This is a genomic window from Methanobrevibacter thaueri (genome assembly GCF_003111625.1).
GTDB classification, from domain to species: Archaea; Methanobacteriota; Methanobacteria; order Methanobacteriales; family Methanobacteriaceae; genus Methanocatella; species Methanocatella thaueri.
Window position 1 is genome coordinate 30933 of record NZ_MZGS01000026.1, and the last position, 18056, is coordinate 48988.

Genomic DNA, 18056 nt, shown 5'->3' on the forward strand with positions numbered 1-18056 from the left:
AAGCAATATTGTCCTATCGCTTAAACAAGCTTTAAATAAGACGTTATGTAATTAATGAGTATGATTGAATTGGTTATTGCCTGTTTCATAGGCATATTGATTGGCACAACAACCGGAATGATTCCTGGAATTCATGTCAATACAGCCGGTGCAATACTTTTTGCATCCTCATCGTTCCTATTGACGTTCCTATCGCCGGAATTCCTCTGCGTTCTGATGGTGTCCATGTCGATAGCTCATGCGCTGATAGAGTTCATCCCATCGATGCTATTGGGGGTTCCTCAGGAGGGAACAGCAACATCAATCCTTCCGGGACACCGAATGGTCTTGCAGGGCAGGTCAAAAGAAGTAATTAGGGTGGTGTCCGTCGGAGGATTTGGCGGGATAATGGTGACAATCCTGATGCTTCCCCTGTTTACAATAGCCCTGCCGACACTGCATGAGGCGACAAAACCGTTCACATGGATTATACTGCTGACAGCATCGATTTATTTGACGTATCGGCTCACCGCAAATTACCGGGACTTCATATGGTCCCTGCTATTGTTTATTCTGTCGGGAATACTTGGCTGGATCCTTTTCCAAACGCCGATATCCTCCGGAATCACTTTGATGTGCACATTTTCAGGACTTTTTGGAATAAGCACCATACTCTTCAGCCTAAACGATTCCTCAACAATACCTCACCAGAACCCCTTTTACGAACTCGACATTGATTACAACAAGTTCAAAAGCATATTCGCAGGCGGAATAACCGGTGCGATACTTGGATTCCTGCCTGGTTTCGGACCTGCACAGGGAACGGTGATAGCCCAGGCCGCAAGCGGTGCAAGTGACAATGATGATGACGATACTGTGAATTTTCTTTTGGCCACTTCAGGATTGAACGTTTCCGACTGCCTGTTTTCACTTATTGCAATCTATATTATAGGAAACCCACGAAGCGGAATAGCAGTCTACATGTCCTACCTGATTTTTGAGATGAGCGTCAATCACCTGGCAATATTCATCTTCGCATCACTTATTGCAGTGTCCGTTTCGCTGGTGCTGTCGCTGAAATTGGGCGATTCCTTCTCGAGACTTATGGGTGGCGTTGATTATAGGAAGCTCTCGATAGGAGTGATATTGCTTCAGGTCATAATCCTATACGTTTTCATTTTCTATTACAAGGCACCGGTTTTTTATATGACCTTGGCACTGGTGACTTCAATTGCGATGGGAATGCTGCCCCATTACATTGGAATCGGAAAATCCCATCTGATGGGCGTTTTAATCATTCCTGCAATTGTTATCTATTTCCAGATGTTCATCTAAATTATGACAACGTTATCGGCCATTTTTTCTGCCTTTTGCTTGATTTCCTCAATATCCATTCCAGGAAATGCATCTATTACGCATAAATCGACATTGCCACTTTCAAATTCCTCAAATGGCTGGTTGAATATCTCATAACCCTCTGTAATGTCATTTATCTTAAGATTGTTTTCAAGGGCATTTATCATTTCAGGGTTTATATCATTGAATAAAACTTTTTCAAATCCGTATTTGAGCAGGTAGATTCCCAATGCACCCAGTCCACACATTCCGTCAATGGCTGTGCCCTTTTTAATCTTGTTATTAACGAGATAATTATGTAGCCTAACCAACTTTTCCTCTGTGGTGGTTGCAACCTCAATGTGATGTTTTGACTGGCTCTTGACAATAACAAGCTTTTCATGAAGCAGGGTCCTCATGACGTTCATCTGTGTGTCATCACCCTCAAGTATTTCGAAGTGATTGATTTGGGAATCCCTGTCGGCCTGTCCGACTATGCTCTGAGGACTTCCCTTAAGGACACATTCAACTTCAGGAACCTCATCAATCAGCCTTGCGGCAACATCCTTTGTGAAATCCGGATGGAGCAGAATCAATGTCTTTTCTCCAATGAACTGCGGGTTCAAGCTGCTGTAGTAGAAATTTGATAGCGGAACCGGAGAGTTTCTTCTCAGTGTGGCCTTTTCCGGCACAATTTCTGATTCGATCATTATTTTCAGGATATGGCTCATCACGATATCCAATGGTCTTTTTCCACATTCGCATTTCATGCATTCACCGTCAAGTGTGCTGAAATCTATCAATTCTTTTAATGGGGTGAATTTTTTAATCTGAATGTCAGTGCAGTTTTCGCAGGGTTCCAGTGCTTTTATTTTGTCGTTTATGTCAATGATAGAATCACCTCAAAATTTCTCCATTAATTTACTATTGTTTTCGATTGGTAATAATGTTTTCAAAAGTAATAAAAACTTTATTAATCAGTATTACGAATTACTATTTACTAACTAAGAAATCGCCATTGGTGAAAATATGAACAATGAAGAGATTATACCGCAATATGACATAGTCAGACAAAATTACACTCCTGAGGAAAAAGTTCTTTTGGGAGAAATACGTGAAAACCTTGTTGATTTAGCTATATCTTCCGGCGAAAACTTTCAGGCAAATGAAGAAGGTCTGTTAAATGATATCCGCAACTTCATATTCCTGAGGTTGAAGGGAGAAAATCAAGATAATTACGTGTCAAATGAATATTTGGACAGGTTATCCCGAAAGTTCCTCAGGGACATCAACGGATATGGGGAAATCGACCCCCTGATCCAGGACGATGAGCTGGAGGAAATCATGATAATCGGGACCGGAAAGCCAATATTCGTCTACCATAGGAAATACGGAATGATGAAAACAAACATCCAATTCAAGGATGAGCAGGAAATCAGGGATTTAATTGACATCATCGCAAGGCAAATCAACAGAAGAATCGACCAGGAATCCCCAATACTTGACGGCCGCCTGGTGGACGGGTCAAGAATAAACGCCACAATACCTCCTGTGTCCGCAGACGGCCCTTCACTCACGATAAGAAAGTTCAAGCGTGACCCATTGACAATAATCGACCTGATAAATTCAAAAACAATGTCGATTGAATTGGCTGCATTTTTCTGGCTGTGCATAGATGGGCTTGGCGTGAAATCTGCAAATGCAATAATATCCGGAGGAACAAGCTCCGGCAAGACAACAACCTTAAATGCTCTTTCAGCCTTCATCAACCCCAAAGAAAGAATCATCACAATTGAGGATACCTTGGAACTGCAGATTCCCCATGAACACGTAATCCGAATGGAGACAAGGCCTGCAAATATCGAGAACCGGGGAGAATTGACCATGAATGATCTTGTCAAGAACTCCCTTAGGCAGCGCCCAGACAGGATAATCGTCGGAGAGGTTAGGGCAGACGAGGCGATCACCCTCTTCACCGCACTCAATACGGGCCATTCGGGATTTGGAACACTTCATTCAAATGATGCTAGAGAAACAATAACAAGACTGACCAATCCCCCAATGTCCGTTCCCGAAATAATGATACAGGCAATTGATTTTATCATAATGCAGAACAGGATATACACTCCATCAGGAGTTTCATTTAGAAGAATAAGTGAGGTTGCCGAAGTTGTTGGAATGGAGGAGGGAACTGTCCAATTGAATAAGATCTTCCAATGGAATCCCGAACGGGACCTGATTGAAAATGTTGGCATAACAAGCCATACATTAGCACAGATTGCCAATTTAAGCGGATATGGAATCAACGACCTATACAATGAAATAGACAACAGGAAACTTGTCTTAAGGCATATGATAAATCATAATATCCGCTCGGTTAAGGAGGTCAACGGCGTTCTGGAACAATATTACAAAAATCCTCAAAAAGTCTTAAACAGAATCATTCTGAACAGGTGAATGAAATGTTTGCAGACTTTTTCATATTGATTGGCAGCATTGCCCTATCTATTGTCGATTTCCTCAAGAATCTGTCCTTTGACAAAGTCAGAATCGAAAAGAATGAAAGCGGATACATTGACACCGAAATCTTTTCCAAACTGAACATATACGTCGAGCCCCAAACATTGAGTAAAAGTGAAACCGGATTCGATCACATTCGTGATGAACTGCTCAAATATATGGTGGATAGGCGAATAATGGCTCTGCTTATCCTACTTGGAGTAATTTTGATGATTTTCTGCAGTTTCGAACTGGTGGGAATGTATTTTGTAATCACAATAATGGCCTACATTTTCATTTTGTCATATCCCAAAATAAAGGAGCAGAGAGGCTACTCCGACCTGAATCAGGGACTGCCCTATGCATTAAGGCATATGGGAATTGAATTGAAATCCGGCAAGGGACTGCATGATGCACTGATTACAATCAAGAACGCCGACTACGGTTCTCTTTCAAAAGAGTTGAACAGGGTTCTTGAGGAAGTCAAATTCGGCAAGTCCACAGAGGATTCCCTTCTTGAGATGGCGCATAGGGTGAATTCGGAAGGATTGACCCGTGCAACCTATCAAATCATCAGTACATTAAGGGTTGGCGGCAACCTGGCCAACAGTCTGGAAATCATTGCGCAGGACATTTCATTTGACATGCAAATCAGGCTAAAGGAATATTCCCAAAAGCTGAATTCATTTATCTTGATTTATACTTTCATTGCCATTTTAGCCCCTGTAATCAGTTTGATTATGCTTATGGCCGGTTCAACCGTCATGGGCGACATCATATCCTCAGAACTGTTATTTGTAATATATACAATATTCTTCCCATTAATCGTGGTGTTCATGGGACTGTTCATAAAAAAATTAGAGCCTAAAATTTGAAAGGGTTTGTTTAGAAAAATGATTCAAACCCTTTTGAAGCCAGCAATTCAACAAATGCTCCTTGCTGATCCATTATAATATTTCCTTTTGAGTATTGGTCAAGTGCGGCATTAATCATTGCTGATTTAGTTGCCGGATTACTGGAAGCTGCTGTTGCTGCCGCCTTAACGACATCTATTACTGCATCTCCACGGGAAACTCCATTTCCCCAATCCTCTTCACGGATGATGTCGATACCGCTGGCATTTGTGAGCTGCCCATCAATTTCCAGTTGTCCCGCTGCGGAGAGTATTGCATCCAATGCCTCACTGTTAATGGCTACAACTGAATTGATTGAATTGTTTGTTTGATATTCAACGATTTCCTTTGCAAGCTGCATTCCTTGTTCATTATCCGCATCCCAAAATGCGTCATGCAATAGCAATGAGGATCCTGCACCTTGCTCTTGAGCCTCCATTGGTTCTGCAGCTGTCGGATGTGTCAATCCTCCAGGATATATAGGAGTGTAATTCCTAATGGTTCCATCCTTCAAATGGATGATGAATGCCATGTCACAGGCTCCCATACCTGGCCTGTCTTCCCCTTCATCAATGGCACATACCAAAATGTTCTTTTCTCCCTTTACCAGGTCAGTATCGTGCCCAATGAATAGCGCACCTGCAATTATTGCAATTAATCCAATAATAAGGACAATCAATATTGCAACAATGAGTCTTTTTGTTCTATTCATAATAATTACCTACGTCAATTAATTATTTTTAAAGCAAGTAAATATTTTGAAGTCATTGTATAAATATTTTTAAAAAAAGAAATTTAATAGGTGAAATTAAATATGATGAACATATTTAATTTCGTGAGAGTAGTTATATGCTTTTTATTAAATTAGAAAAGAGAGTTAAACTAATTTAATAAATAATCGGAGTGTAGTGACATGGTTTTCGAAAAACCATGCAAGCAATTAAAAATTAGATTTTTAGGTAGACCTAATTTTTATCACTTAATATTAATGTTATCCGACATAGTATATAAAGGTTTCTAAATTTTTAGGTATGCCTAAATTTAATGTTTTGAATTAAAAATGTTGATCATGAAAAAATTGAAAAAATAGATAATATTGGTGTTTAGTTTGAGGAGAGTTAAACACCAACTAGTTTTCGGAAAATTTGGCAGATAATTTTCCTGGTATTAAATTAGAAAATTGTGGAAACTAATTTAATACATATTATATTTTGGAGATTGTATTATTATTGACTAATAATATGTTTTGTTTAAGTGAAATTTAGGCATGCCTAAATTTTAGCTCACTTGTATAAAAGTAGTTTTTCATAGTATATAAAGGTTTCGAATTTTTAGGTGAACCTAAATTTTTACCATGAATTTTTCAAGTTAACACGTGTTATATAATAGTAATATGACATAGTATTTAAATGTTTTGAGCAAAACTAGAAAATGTCAATGACATCCAAATTTTCCGGCTCTTTCTTGCCGTTAAACACATCACGATCCAATTCATTATTTCTAAATGAAACAATTATGGTACAAATAGCGTCACCTGTTACATTAACGGCAGTACGGATCATGTCTAAAATGTGATCTATTCCCATGATAATCGCAATCGCATCAACCGGCAATCCTACGGATGAAAATACCATATTCAATGTGACCAATCCCACTGAAGGAACGCCAGCGGTACCTACGGATGCCATGACCGCTGTGAAAACAACAGTGATAAGAGCTGAAATGCCCAAATCCATACCATAAGCCTGAGCGGCGAACATAACCGCACATCCCTGCATGATTGAAGTTCCATCCATGTTGATTGTAGCTCCCAAAGGAATTGTGAAAGAGGATACGTCACGGGAAACCCCCATCTCTGACAATTTCTCCATGTTCAATGGAATTGTCGCATTTGAAGTGGAAGATGAAAATGCGAAAAGCATGACTGAAAAGAATCTCCTGAAGAACTTGATTGGATTCAGCCTGGTGAAAACGACAAGCAACATCGGATAAACGACAAAAGCCTGCACCACCAAAGCCACAATAACACACATCACATATTTTCCAAGAGGAATAATTCCCTCAAAGCCTAATCCGGCAAATGTCCTGGCCATAAGACAGAAAACACCGATAGGTGCGAATTTCATAACTATTGAAGTCATTTCCATCATGATCAAATTGCCTTGGGAAAACATGTCGTTGACCAGTTGTGTCTCTTCCCTCAGTTTGGCAAGAATGATTCCCAGCAACACTCCGAATATAATAACCGGCAACATGTCCCCAGTGGCCAATGAGGCGATAGGATTGTCCGGAATCATATTCAGGATTGCATCAGGCACTGTCTGGTTAACCGTTACGTTGGCCGAAGTTGCAACGCCAGCCAAATTCAAGCCGACACCAGGTTTTATTGCCATGGCTATTAAAAGAGCTATTGTAACTGCTACTGCTGTTGTAATGAGATAAAAAATAATTGTTGTCCCACCAATGGAACCTATTTTTCTTACATCAGATATTGATGCCACTCCAACGACAATGGAGCAGAAAACAAGAGGAACGACAAGCATCTTCATCAGCTTAATGAAACAGTCCCCGCCCAAATAGAAAATGTTGTCAATGAATATGATTTGCTTGATGAAAGAATCTGAAACATAGAAGTTTAAAAATAAACCAAACAGGCAACCTAGAATCATTCCAATTAAAATCCAGTTACCCAAACTAATTTTTCTAAGTCTTTCGATCATAGCAATACATCGCAAATTTTTATAATAGAATATTTAATGAAAAATGTATATAAAAATATCGAAAAGCCCAAAAGTTTTAAAAATGCATTAAAAATAATAAAAAAAGATAAAAAAAAGTTGGAAAAATTTACATTAATCTTCCAACGCCAGTAATTTCGAAACTGGCAACGCCTTCAATACCTGAAACCATTTCTTCAACAGGTTCAGATCCGCCTTCACCGTCGTCGGTGATGAATTGTAAGATAATAGCTACTAAACCAAAAGCGATTGGTTCTTCGCTCATTTCATGAAGTTTAGCTCCTTCAGGCATTGAACTTTCAATGGTTGCTTTGATTGCTTCTAAGTCCACATCAGGACTGTCAGGCATGATTTTCATAGTTGTTAATACTTCACCCATTCTAATTCCTCCATTTAATCTTATGGTCCTTCAAAACCACATTCACATTTGTAACCGTGACCGAAAGTACGGCATTTTTCACATCTTGCAATTTTTGCTCCACAAATTGGGCATTCGAATTCTACGAATGGTCCAGTTAATGGAATTTCTTGTTTACATGAAATACATTCTACTTCTTTCATTTTATTCACCTATTATTTGTGTGTAATCGAAGTTATAATCATTTATATTATCGTCTATTAAAGACATAACCCTTTCTGGGAACTTCCCATTCACAACATAACAATCAGACCCGAACTCTAATAGAAGGGACGGTAACATTACATCAATCGATGACTCTTGAAAAGTTAGTAATGTTGTTGCATCGATTTTACCTATGAATGTTGAACCAGGCTCCCTTGGTTCTTGGGTATATATACCATTTACATTTGTTACTATTAAAAGCTTTGCATTTATGAGGTGTGCAATGTATGCCGCAATGGAATCTGAAGTCACATCCCAGCTGCATTCAAAAGGGTCTTCGGCCCTTAAAAATTCGGAAACTACAAATATTGGAGTAAAACCCTCATCTGAGATTTTCATAGCCTCATCAATAGTGTAGGCCAATCTTGTGGATTCCACCTTATCATTGACAAGTTTTGCTATGATGTCCATGCAATCAATGGCAGTCCAATGGTTTGTCTCTTCACTGAAATCCATTTCATCATTGTATTTGCGAATCAGGTTTGCAAATTCCCCTCCGCCAAGTATGATGAGTGAACCGGTGTTCTCCAACCTGTCGGCAAGATCAATTGCATATTTTGGAAAGAGACTTCCCCCGATTTTTACAACCTGTTTTATGATAATAATCACACCCACGTTTAATTAAAAATAGCTTTGATTAAAATAACACTTTGACTATAAGAGCTTCAAATCCCCAGTCACTTCATCAATAATATCGTCTTCATCAGGTCCGAGCGCCAAAACCGTAACGCTTGATGTAGGTATCTGGGTCCTTCCGGCATCAACTACAAGATAATTCGCAATGCCCTTTTCATCGGCCACTTTCTTTAAGGCAGTGAGCTCCTCCAAGGTCTGGACCTTCAGGATTACTTTGGCATATGCCTCGTTTTCCCACTTCCTGACCTTATCCGCCGGAGATTTCTTGTACGCTCCAATAGATCCATGACAGCATTGTGCTGCGATTTTTCCCTTGCGCATCTTCAAATCTGTCCTTACTATCATTACCTGCTTCATGCTATCACTAATTAGATATCTAATCATGTATTAAAAAGCTTTTGCATAATCTAAAAAAAATAAAAATAAAATAAAAAGGAAGCTATAGCAACCAAATCCATCTTTAAGATTTGAAGTCAACGCTTAGCATCCCATACTTGCTTTATTTAACAAACAAATTATCTACATTTTGAAATACACTACAATAATAGCTATAGTTACAATGATTGCTGCAACAATTAGCATTATAAGGTATGCGTTTTGGCCTATGCTAAATCCTTGATCATGAACTGCAGAAACATTGGTATTGTTGGTAGTGGTATTTGTTACGTTAGTTGTCTGATTTGTAACGTTTAAGCCATCTGTTGAATCCGCATCGCTTGAAGAGTCATAGCTGTATGTTTGTGTAGGTTGAGAATAGCTGCTGTACCTGTAACCTGAACTGCCTGAAGAACGTCCTGAAGAACTGGAACTAGATGAACTAGAAGAACTGGAACTTGACTCAGAACTACTTCCAGAATCGGAGCTGGAACCGGAATCAGAGCTACTTCCAGAATCAGAACTTCCACTGTCACCAGAATCCGAACTGCCTCCATCACCGGAATCAGAGCTGCCGCCTCCGTCACCAGAATCGGAACTTCCAGCATCGCTAGTTTCGGCAAAAGCCATTCCGCTAGCGGAAATTACAACAAACAATACCAAAAGTATAGCCATAATTTTACTTATTTTCATTTAATCACCCCAATTGTTGAATTTTAATTGCTTCAAATTCAAAATTGACAATTGTGTATTTAACAATTTATAGTTAATATTTAAAATAGTTACTGTTTATTTGGCAAAAAAAACAACCTAAAAAATTTTTTCAATTGGAAGTTTTACAACAAAAATTAATTAATAGTTAAAACAAACTCATTAATGATTATATTTTTAAGGAGATAATAATGACACGTATTTCAATTTTAGACAAAGACAGATGTCAACCGAAGAAATGTGATTATCTTTGCATTCACTACTGTCCCGGCGTTAGAATGGAAGAGGACACCATAGTGATTGATGAGGACACTAAAAAACCGTTGATATCAGAGGAATTGTGTGAAGGGTGCGGAATATGTACTAACCGATGCCCATTTGATGCTATTTCAATTATAAACTTGCCTGAAGCGGCAGGCGAACCTATCCACAGGTTCGGCCAAAACCAATTTGAACTTTTCGGACTTCCCCACCTTGAGGAGGGAACCGTCCTTGGGCTTTTAGGGCCGAACGGTATAGGTAAGTCCACAATAATGAACATCCTTTCAGGAAGCCTTATTCCAAACTTCGGAGACTTCGAGAACCAGCCTGAAAACTGGGATGCAGTTATCGACTTCTATAAGGGATCATCACTTCAGAAATACTTCGAGGACCTGTCTGAAGGCAACATCAAGACCATATTAAAACCACAGATGGTCGACAAACTTCCGAAAGTCGTCAAGGGAAAGGTCAAAGACCTTCTCGGCAATGTAAACGAAAGGGACAAGCTTGACTACGTGACCAAAGAGCTTCAGCTGGAAAACGTTTTGGACCGTAAGATGGAAAACCTGAGTGGAGGAGAGCTCCAGAGGGTTGCAATAGCCGCAACCGTCCTGAGGGAAGGGGACTTCTACTACTTCGACGAGCCGACATCATGGCTGGACGTGTCCCAAAGGCTGAATGCCGTTAAGGTAATCAGGTCCCTTGCCGAAGAGGGCAAAAGCGTACTTGTCATCGAGCACGACCTCGCTACATTAGATGCATTGTCCGACAACATCCACATCCTATACGGACAGCCTGGAGGATATGGTGTAGTGTCCGGAAGAAAAGGAGTTCGTTTAGGAATCAACGCTTACATCAACGGATTCTTGGCTGAGGAAAATGTCAGAATCAGAAGAAATCCTATTGAATTCACAATAAGACCGCCGACTCCTGAAGATGAAGGAGATGCGATTGCATCATATTCTGATTTAAGCAAGGAATATGACGGATTCAGCCTTAGCGCTGATGCAGGTGAAATATTCTACGATGAAATCGTCACAGCATTCGGATCAAACGGTATTGGAAAAACAACCTTCGCAAAAATGCTTGCAGGAGTTGAGGAGCCAACATCAGGCGAAGTTGATGAGGAAGTTACAATAGCATACAAGCCACAATATATCGTTTCCAACTTTGAAGGAAGCGTCAGTGACTTCTTATACATGAACGCCCCAAGTTTCGGATCAAAGATCTTTGAAAGCGAAATTATGAAACCATTGACACTTGATGAGATGCTGGATAAGCCGGTCAAGGGTTTGAGTGGTGGTGAGCTTCAAAGATTGGCGATAGCCGCAACATTATCCAAAGAAGCCGAAATATATCTTTTCGACGAGCCTACAGCATTCCTGGATGTTGAGCAAAGGCTGATAGCCGCCAGGGTCATCCGTAAAATGATTGAAAGCAGAAACGCCGCATCACTTATCGTTGACCACGATATCGTATTTATCGATTATATCTCCGATAGGGCAATGGTGTTCAATGGTACTCCTGGTTTGAACGGTCATGCTTCAAAGCCTACCGATTTAAGGAATGCAATGAACGAGTTTTTAGGAAACTTAAACATTACATTCAGAAGAGACAAGGAAACCAAAAGGCCAAGGGTCAACAAGCTTGACAGTTACAAAGACCGTGAGCAAAAGGAAAAAGGAGAATATTATTACCTGTCTGATTAGACATATTGCCCATCACCATTAATTAAAAAAAAGAGTTATTAAAGCAGAGGAGAGAAGCTTTAATAACGATCAAATTTTAAATAATTCATCCTCAAAACAAAAAACAAATTATTTAAAGATACAAATGACTTTCCAAGATAATTAAAAAGATGTTTTAACTATCTTTGTAAGATCACTGCTTGCACAATAATCTTACAAAGACAATTAAGATAGAGTGTAAATAGCCGTGACAGCTATTTACATTTATATATGTCTAATTTAAATTGAGGTATGGACATATTAATTATCAAACGAGGTAATTTGATAATCTATACTATACTAACTAGTAATAACCATATAAATGTTATTAAAGTATTACTCATTGGATTAACCCTTAAATTAAAAATTAATAAATTAAAATCATTTAAATGAATTAAAAATAAACCAGAACTTCAATCATGTTAAAATAACCTTTTTTCATCCCTTACTCGAAAAAAATAATAAACACGAAAATTATGAAAACTGAGTTATACCGGAAAATAAATGATAAAAATATCTAAATTAATGAAATATACCACCATAAAAATTATTTAGCAAAATTAATTGATTTTCGCTAATTAAACAGATATAAATTTGTCAAAATAATGAAATAAAAAAAGTATTACTTTTTATAAAAATAATACTACAATACATAATATTTTTTTATAAAAAAGTATTATTGACAGAAGAGATATTTAAAAAAAATAGCTATTAAAGACAGGAGGAGAGATTGCTTTAATAGCTATTGTAGACAGTGAAAGAAACCTATATATGTTTATATAAATCTCCTTTTTGTTATTAATTATCCTACATTGATGGAGAAAATAAGCAATACCGGTTGGTTATGCCAACAACCAATATTGCTCGGCTAATGATGAATTTATCAACATAAAGATAATTAATTGAAAAACAGTCGAAATATTCTCTATTTTAACTATTTTTCTAACATTAGTGATCATCCCACTAATCTTAGAAAAACAACTAATAGGTGAAAGTAAATAGCTGAAATAGCTATTTACAATCATAAATATGGCTCGACTATTTTTTTTAACTCTATTTTAGCTCTAATGGCCCCAATTTTAAGAGAGTTTTATGAAATTCTTCCATTGTTCTTTGGAATTTCTCACCTTCAGACGCTGAAATCCATTCATGACGGAACCTTTCCTTTTCAATTCCAAACTCTTCAAGAATATCCTCAACAATCTTTGATCTTCTAGACCATTTGTAGTTTCCCGCATCATAATGGCAGTCACCAATATGGCATCCGCCTACAAATACTCCATCAGCACCTTCCTGAAATGCTTTGAAAACCATTGAAGGATTGATTCTTCCAGAGCACATTACACGAATGATTCTGATGTTTGGTGAATATTGCATACGAGCAGTTCCTGCAGTATCCGCACCACCATAACAACACCAATTACATAATAAACCTACAATTTTTAAATCATCAGACATCGAATCACCTCATAATTCTGTTTTTTCTGGACTGTATAATGGAGGTTTGATGTCATCTGAAACTCCAGCTACATAACCAGTTCTAGCAAAGTATTTCTTCTGCAATTTATCGAAAATTAATGAAACAGGAATGTCCATCGGACATACGTCATCACATTGGCCACAGTCCACACAGCTGAAACTCATATGGGACAATCTGACACCCTGAAAAGCGATTGGGACCGGTGGAATGTTGGATTCATCCTTGAAGTAAGGCTTGTTCAACTCACAGTTTTCAAAGCACCAACATATAGGGCAAACATCGCGACATGCATAACAGCTGATGCAACGGCTCCACTCGTCCATTTCACTAACTAATGGATAATTAGCGTCCTGATTCTTTTTAGCCATCTTAATCATGATGTTTTCAACCTTTGACCTTCCCTCAACAGCCGCATCAGAAGGTGATTTGGTGTCAAGGATTCCTGCTTTTTTAGCACCATCTATGAGTTCCTGGCCCTTTTCATCATTGATTTCTATGAATGTCCAACCGTCTTCGGCACCCCAATTTCCACAGGCGATATTAGCCTTTCTAGGGATTTTCACGTCACATCTTTGGCAGTTGTTACGGCGTCCGTAACCCTTCTCTTCAAGGTCATGGATTTTCACTGATTCTTCTGATCCGTCAGCAAGCTCGATGATGAATTGACCCTTGTCAATCTCTTCGCTTACGACATCATCAGGGTCGGCTTCGTAGAACAGGTCAATCATTTCCCTACCGCTGACCGGTGATACAGTACCTCCACAGTTCAAACCAATCATGTAAATGTTGTCCTTATCAATCTTATGCCTTGTGATAAGCTCCTCAACAGCCCTCATGTCACATGGCTTGACTGTGAAAGCAACCTTTTTACCGGTGAAATATTTTTGAACAAGGTCCCCTATCATTGTTGGAGCACAGTGGTAAGACCCTGCAGTTTTCAATAAATCATCTGAAGCAGTGATGAAAACTGGAAAAGCGTCATAAACATCATCCTGAGGACTTAATGCCAAAACACCATCAACCAATTCCTCATCAAGCAAATATTTAAGGATGCTGGTTACAGCCCCTCCACATTCGCCCGCTTCAAGAATTTCATTATTTTGAGATTTCGCTAAAACATGACTCATATTATCCCCTCTATTTGTTTAACTCCTCGATAACTTCGACAATGCCAAGATTATCAGATTCGACAACTGAATTGAAATTTTGCACTTCACCCATTGCATTGACAAAAGATCCGCCTTGCTCTAACCATGATTTAACAGGGACGACAATATCTGCAATTTTTGTTGTCTCATTTTCGCAGCAGGCAAAACTTATGATTTTAGAGATTTTGGTAAAATCATAATCAAACTCTTCAACTACATCTTCATTAAATACCAATAGCAATTTGCTTTCATCAAACAGTTCCTCCATTTCCTCACTGGATTTTGGATCGATGATATTCAATGCGCCTTTTGTATTTGGTTTACTGAAAACAGGCAAGACTTTAGAATTCAAGGATTCCAGTTTATCCAAATCCTCAGCTGCATCAACATAATTGAACACGACAACTGAAGAGTCATCAATTTCATCGATGAATGCATCTAAAAATTCCTGAACTGATGAATTTGAGGTTTCGTCAGCAATATTGAATGTGACTGCATTCTCATTTTTACTCAAAGCGTATATTTTTGCTCCATTTTGCTTTGCATGAACAATTCTTCTTCCAATCAATGGATTTTCATACAACAAATCACCAATTGCAAACACTTTGTCTGCGCCGGCAATCTCATCATAGGAAGCAACATCCTCAAAATTTTTCAAGTCATCTGCATAAAATCCAATCTTAAATCCATTAGATTCTGCAAACTCTTTAATCGCTTCAATCTCCTCAACATTATCATTTCCAGAACAGATTACAGATACGTCTGATGCATTAATGGATTTAATTTCATTTGAAGCATCTGCAATTGCTTTATCCAAATCAACATCTTCAAATTTGCTTTTATGATTGTCTATTGAATTTCTTCCATTCAAACAGTTTTTCCCAGCGTTAACAGGATGTCTCTTATATGGAAATGTCCCAACAATTTCTTCACCATCTAAAATCACATTTATGCCGCAACCAACACTGCATGAAGGGCATAATGTGTGTTTAATTTCAAACATAATTCATCACCAAATTTTCTAAAAAGCAGCATTAAGATTTACTGCAGAATTAACCTCATCTTTAAATAGCTCATAACTTGATTGCCTGGTTAATGAAATCATATTCATCAACATGGTGCATGCATGATGGAAAACAATTTGGGAACACTCCTCCTGGAGGAACTCTTCAAAAACGTCCAACCTGATCAATCCTTCAACCTTAAAATTTAAATTTAGATATTCCGCAGACCTTAAAACAATATTATAGTTTACATCCCTCTGATCAGTGCTTGTATATTCGACTGACCAATCAATATCCAAATTTAAATTCGTATTTTTAGGATTGTAATCCTCTCTAATCATTGCTATTTTTTCTACAGTAATCTCCACACTACTCTCTCCAATTATTATTAAAATAATCTCCAAATTATTCAAATTAATAAATTAATTAAAATAATCTATGTAGTAGTGAGTAGTAATAACCATATAAATATTATTAAAGTATTACTCTGTAAATTGGAAGTTTTTAAGGTAATTAAGAAAATACAATTACTTAATAAATAAATAAACAATAACGACAAGTTTATTCAATGAAAAACATATTTTAAGCAAGTTTACAGGAAAAAATAATAATTTGGAAAATCCCCCAAATCCCATAAAAATCAAAAAAAATGAATAATATAACTATTCAAATAAAATAAAGAAAAAATTAAAACTAATTTTTGAAAATAATCGTTTAAATTAAATTTAAGATGAAAAATATAATTAAAAGTATAAAGATAAAAATAGTAATACTTTTTATAAAAATAATACTACTCTAAAACATACTTTTTTATAAAAAATTATTATCTAAACGATAGTCAATGCATTAGGCACCTTTTTCAAAATGCTTTCCTTAACAGGAATCATTGTTGATGACGCTATTGAAAAGTCCGCCCCATCGGCCGCAACTTTGTCGTCCTTTTCAGCGATGATTGTGGCATCTAAAGCACTTTGAAGATTATCCACAGTATTTTTCAACACCCAATCGTCAACATCAGAGATTATGATTTCATCAACGTGACTATCCAATTCATTTGCAATTACCCATGAAATAAACCTTCCACCATGCAGGGCTATGGTATTTCCGTCCGCCAATTCGACAATATCTGCCAAAGTATGTTTCAGTTGGATATTCTGATACATTCTTGAATTGACCAGTGTTGCCCAATGGGCATCACCAACATGGTATGAACCGATTTTTCTTGGATAGACATAATCCGGTCCGGCAATCTTAACAGCAGTTGCCAAGGACAACAAATCATGTTTCTGAACAGGGAGCCCCCTGTTGGGGAATTCCTCATTAATGATTTGGATGATTCTTGGAAGTCCGAATTTGCCTCTCCTGGCAGTTCCAGGTTCATATCCGCACATGTATCCATGGTGATTTTTTGGAAATCCTGTAATCACCATGTTCAAGCCTGTCCTTAAGCCTGCCCGGACCTCATGTTCATATGCTCCGTTGGTTGCCACAACCTTACCTGGAGACAATATTCTTGCGGCGGCAATGGTTTTTGCAAACGCTTCGGTGGTGTTTTCACATCTGTTAAATGGACCTCCTTCAACCACAATAACATCTGCACCTATTTCAATGGACTTTTCAAAGCCTGTTATGACCTCATCATAACCGTCTCCGACAAACATGATGGATTCCAGACCCCTGCCATATTTCTTGGCCAGCTGAGCAATGTCTTCGGCTTCCCTTAACGGCGCAGCATGCCCATCACCGGTCTGTTCGCATGTAACGTTAACTGCAACGGATGATGATAACTTGACCCATTCCTCCTTATCATCCTTTTGCTCCAATTCCTTGTCAATTAGGCGCTCATGAATCCTTCCTCTAGGGCATTCAGTGAATGCCGGACCCTTATTATAACATTCACCACCACAGCCACTAATATTTTTTGGAAGCCTCATTGCACCATTCTCACCGAAGTGATCCAAATCAAGAGGAACGTCAACAATCTCATGGACCTTCTGCATCACTTCAAGGCCAGTCATTCCGAACTTTTCACCAATATCTGAAAACGCATAAGCGCAGATGTGAATTGGAGCACCAATCATATCAGATAAACGGCAATTGCCCAACAAATCCATTATCTCCAAATCAGATGCACATGTTCCCGCAACCACTTCAGTCAGATCACAGCCTAATGGGAATCTTTTAAATTGCATACCCAATTTCATTGTTTCATCTAATGAGAGTTCTGAAATTGCATCGACAACTGATGTCACATCCTTGCCCATTTTTGAAATTTGAATTGCAGCTTCATCGTCATGAACCGCTTTTTTTATTAAGTCATACATGAAATTTTCTCCAAAAATTAGTTTTTCTAATATATTTTCAGTGAAATCTTCAATAAATAAGTTTCGATTTAGGCAAACCTAAAACACTTTGAAAATGATTTTATTATAAAATAAAAAGTATTACTAATTTTAATTAAAATAAACTAATAGTAATAACAGTATTACTAAAAATAAAAAAACATAGCAAAAAATAATACTAAAAAAAGAGTAATAACAAGTTTTAAATAGTACTATCTTTTAAATATAATTTATTACTGCATGGAATAAAACTACCATAATTTTTAATACTCAATGAGTTCTGCTCTTTGAGTCTCCATGCAGTAA

17 protein-coding genes are annotated in these 18056 nt (G+C 37.8%); 4 read left to right on the forward strand and 13 right to left on the reverse strand.

Going from position 1 to position 18056, the window contains the following annotated elements:
* The first annotated feature begins 60 nt into the window (after positions 1-60).
* Positions 61-1314 (forward strand): tripartite tricarboxylate transporter permease, encoded by a 1254-nt coding sequence (locus MBBTH_RS07940; RefSeq protein ID WP_116592515.1) that lies wholly within the window; start codon positions 61-63, stop codon positions 1312-1314.
* Here MBBTH_RS07940 and MBBTH_RS07945 read toward each other — a convergent pair.
* Entirely contained in the window at positions 1311-2084 is a 774-nt protein-coding gene (locus tag MBBTH_RS07945) for an SAM-dependent methyltransferase (protein WP_243409771.1), read from the reverse strand. The genes MBBTH_RS07940 and MBBTH_RS07945 overlap by 4 nt on opposite strands.
* Positions 2085-2343: 259 nt before the next feature.
* On the opposite strand from MBBTH_RS07945, the gene MBBTH_RS07950 reads away from it, so the two are divergent.
* A complete protein-coding gene (locus tag MBBTH_RS07950; RefSeq protein ID WP_116592517.1) occupies positions 2344-3771 on the forward strand; it encodes a CpaF family protein in 1428 nt (475 codons plus the stop codon).
* Positions 3772-3776: 5 nt separating this feature from the next.
* Positions 3777-4688, forward strand: coding sequence for a type II secretion system F family protein (locus tag MBBTH_RS07955; protein WP_116592518.1), 912 nt, complete (start codon positions 3777-3779; stop codon positions 4686-4688).
* Between the two features lie 10 nt (positions 4689-4698).
* Here the strand turns inward: MBBTH_RS07955 and MBBTH_RS07960 are convergent, their stop codons facing one another.
* The 7 genes from MBBTH_RS07960 to MBBTH_RS11015 form a co-directional block, all read right to left on the reverse strand.
* Positions 4699-5418: a DUF4012 domain-containing protein gene (locus MBBTH_RS07960; protein WP_116592519.1), complete on the reverse strand. Its 720-nt coding sequence runs from the start codon at positions 5416-5418 to the stop codon at positions 4699-4701.
* Positions 5419-6130: 712 nt separating this feature from the next.
* Positions 6131-7426 (reverse strand): dicarboxylate/amino acid:cation symporter, encoded by a 1296-nt coding sequence (locus MBBTH_RS07965; RefSeq protein ID WP_207773355.1) that lies wholly within the window; start codon positions 7424-7426, stop codon positions 6131-6133.
* Between the two features lie 127 nt (positions 7427-7553).
* Positions 7554-7823, reverse strand: coding sequence for an elongation factor 1-beta (locus MBBTH_RS07970; RefSeq protein WP_116592520.1), 270 nt, complete (start codon positions 7821-7823; stop codon positions 7554-7556).
* A 20-nt stretch (positions 7824-7843) separates the two neighbouring features.
* Positions 7844-8005, reverse strand: a complete 162-nt coding sequence (locus MBBTH_RS07975; RefSeq protein WP_116592521.1) for a zinc finger domain-containing protein — start codon at positions 8003-8005, stop codon at positions 7844-7846.
* Position 8006: 1 nt separating this feature from the next.
* Entirely contained in the window at positions 8007-8675 is a 669-nt protein-coding gene (locus tag MBBTH_RS07980; RefSeq protein WP_243409772.1) for an amino acid kinase family protein, read from the reverse strand.
* Between the two features lie 45 nt (positions 8676-8720).
* Complete coding sequence (gene pth2, locus MBBTH_RS07985; protein ID WP_116592522.1) at positions 8721-9059, reverse strand: aminoacyl-tRNA hydrolase; 339 nt, start codon at positions 9057-9059, stop codon at positions 8721-8723.
* Between the two features lie 162 nt (positions 9060-9221).
* Positions 9222-9770: a hypothetical protein gene (locus MBBTH_RS11015; RefSeq protein ID WP_207773356.1), complete on the reverse strand. Its 549-nt coding sequence runs from the start codon at positions 9768-9770 to the stop codon at positions 9222-9224.
* Positions 9771-9979: 209 nt separating this feature from the next.
* Here MBBTH_RS11015 and MBBTH_RS07995 point away from each other — a divergent pair, with 209 nt between their 5' ends.
* Positions 9980-11758 (forward strand): ribosome biogenesis/translation initiation ATPase RLI, encoded by a 1779-nt coding sequence (locus MBBTH_RS07995; protein ID WP_116592523.1) that lies wholly within the window; start codon positions 9980-9982, stop codon positions 11756-11758.
* Between the two features lie 1071 nt (positions 11759-12829).
* On the opposite strand, the gene MBBTH_RS08000 is transcribed toward MBBTH_RS07995, so the two are convergent.
* The 5 genes from MBBTH_RS08000 to hmdC form a co-directional block, all read right to left on the reverse strand.
* Positions 12830-13234 (reverse strand): hydrogenase iron-sulfur subunit, encoded by a 405-nt coding sequence (locus tag MBBTH_RS08000; RefSeq protein ID WP_116592524.1) that lies wholly within the window; start codon positions 13232-13234, stop codon positions 12830-12832.
* A 9-nt stretch (positions 13235-13243) separates the two neighbouring features.
* Positions 13244-14383, reverse strand: coding sequence for a Coenzyme F420 hydrogenase/dehydrogenase, beta subunit C-terminal domain (locus tag MBBTH_RS08005; RefSeq protein WP_116592525.1), 1140 nt, complete (start codon positions 14381-14383; stop codon positions 13244-13246).
* Positions 14384-14393: 10 nt separating this feature from the next.
* Positions 14394-15407, reverse strand: coding sequence for a molybdopterin-dependent oxidoreductase (locus MBBTH_RS08010; protein WP_116592526.1), 1014 nt, complete (start codon positions 15405-15407; stop codon positions 14394-14396).
* Between the two features lie 18 nt (positions 15408-15425).
* Positions 15426-15776, reverse strand: coding sequence for a pilus assembly protein (locus tag MBBTH_RS08015; protein WP_116592527.1), 351 nt, complete (start codon positions 15774-15776; stop codon positions 15426-15428).
* A 459-nt stretch (positions 15777-16235) separates the two neighbouring features.
* Positions 16236-17732 (reverse strand): 5,10-methenyltetrahydromethanopterin hydrogenase cofactor biosynthesis protein HmdC, encoded by a 1497-nt coding sequence (gene hmdC / locus MBBTH_RS08020; RefSeq protein ID WP_116592528.1) that lies wholly within the window; start codon positions 17730-17732, stop codon positions 16236-16238.
* Between the last annotated feature and the right edge of the window lie 324 nt (positions 17733-18056).

What these genes read in the sequence shown, in the direction of transcription:
- MBBTH_RS07965 (WP_207773355.1), bottom strand. Translation starts at nt 7,426, where the DNA reads ATGATCGAAAGACTTAGAAAAATTAGTTTGGGTAACTGGATTTTAATT.
- MBBTH_RS07975 (WP_116592521.1), bottom strand. Translation starts at nt 8,005, where the DNA reads ATGAAAGAAGTAGAATGTATTTCATGTAAACAAGAAATTCCATTAACT.
- MBBTH_RS08010 (WP_116592526.1), bottom strand. Translation starts at nt 15,407, where the DNA reads ATGTTTGAAATTAAACACACATTATGCCCTTCATGCAGTGTTGGTTGC.
- MBBTH_RS07940 (WP_116592515.1), top strand. Translation starts at nt 61, where the DNA reads ATGATTGAATTGGTTATTGCCTGTTTCATAGGCATATTGATTGGCACA.
- MBBTH_RS08005 (WP_116592525.1), bottom strand. Translation starts at nt 14,383, where the DNA reads ATGAGTCATGTTTTAGCGAAATCTCAAAATAATGAAATTCTTGAAGCG.
- MBBTH_RS08000 (WP_116592524.1), bottom strand. Translation starts at nt 13,234, where the DNA reads ATGTCTGATGATTTAAAAATTGTAGGTTTATTATGTAATTGGTGTTGT.
- MBBTH_RS07995 (WP_116592523.1), top strand. Translation starts at nt 9,980, where the DNA reads ATGACACGTATTTCAATTTTAGACAAAGACAGATGTCAACCGAAGAAA.
- MBBTH_RS07950 (WP_116592517.1), top strand. Translation starts at nt 2,344, where the DNA reads ATGAACAATGAAGAGATTATACCGCAATATGACATAGTCAGACAAAAT.
- MBBTH_RS11015 (WP_207773356.1), bottom strand. Translation starts at nt 9,770, where the DNA reads ATGAAAATAAGTAAAATTATGGCTATACTTTTGGTATTGTTTGTTGTA.
- MBBTH_RS07955 (WP_116592518.1), top strand. Translation starts at nt 3,777, where the DNA reads ATGTTTGCAGACTTTTTCATATTGATTGGCAGCATTGCCCTATCTATT.
- MBBTH_RS07970 (WP_116592520.1), bottom strand. Translation starts at nt 7,823, where the DNA reads ATGGGTGAAGTATTAACAACTATGAAAATCATGCCTGACAGTCCTGAT.
- MBBTH_RS07960 (WP_116592519.1), bottom strand. Translation starts at nt 5,418, where the DNA reads ATGAATAGAACAAAAAGACTCATTGTTGCAATATTGATTGTCCTTATT.
- MBBTH_RS07945 (WP_243409771.1), bottom strand. Translation starts at nt 2,084, where the DNA reads ATGAAATGCGAATGTGGAAAAAGACCATTGGATATCGTGATGAGCCAT.
- hmdC (WP_116592528.1), bottom strand. Translation starts at nt 17,732, where the DNA reads ATGTATGACTTAATAAAAAAAGCGGTTCATGACGATGAAGCTGCAATT.
- pth2 (WP_116592522.1), bottom strand. Translation starts at nt 9,059, where the DNA reads ATGAAGCAGGTAATGATAGTAAGGACAGATTTGAAGATGCGCAAGGGA.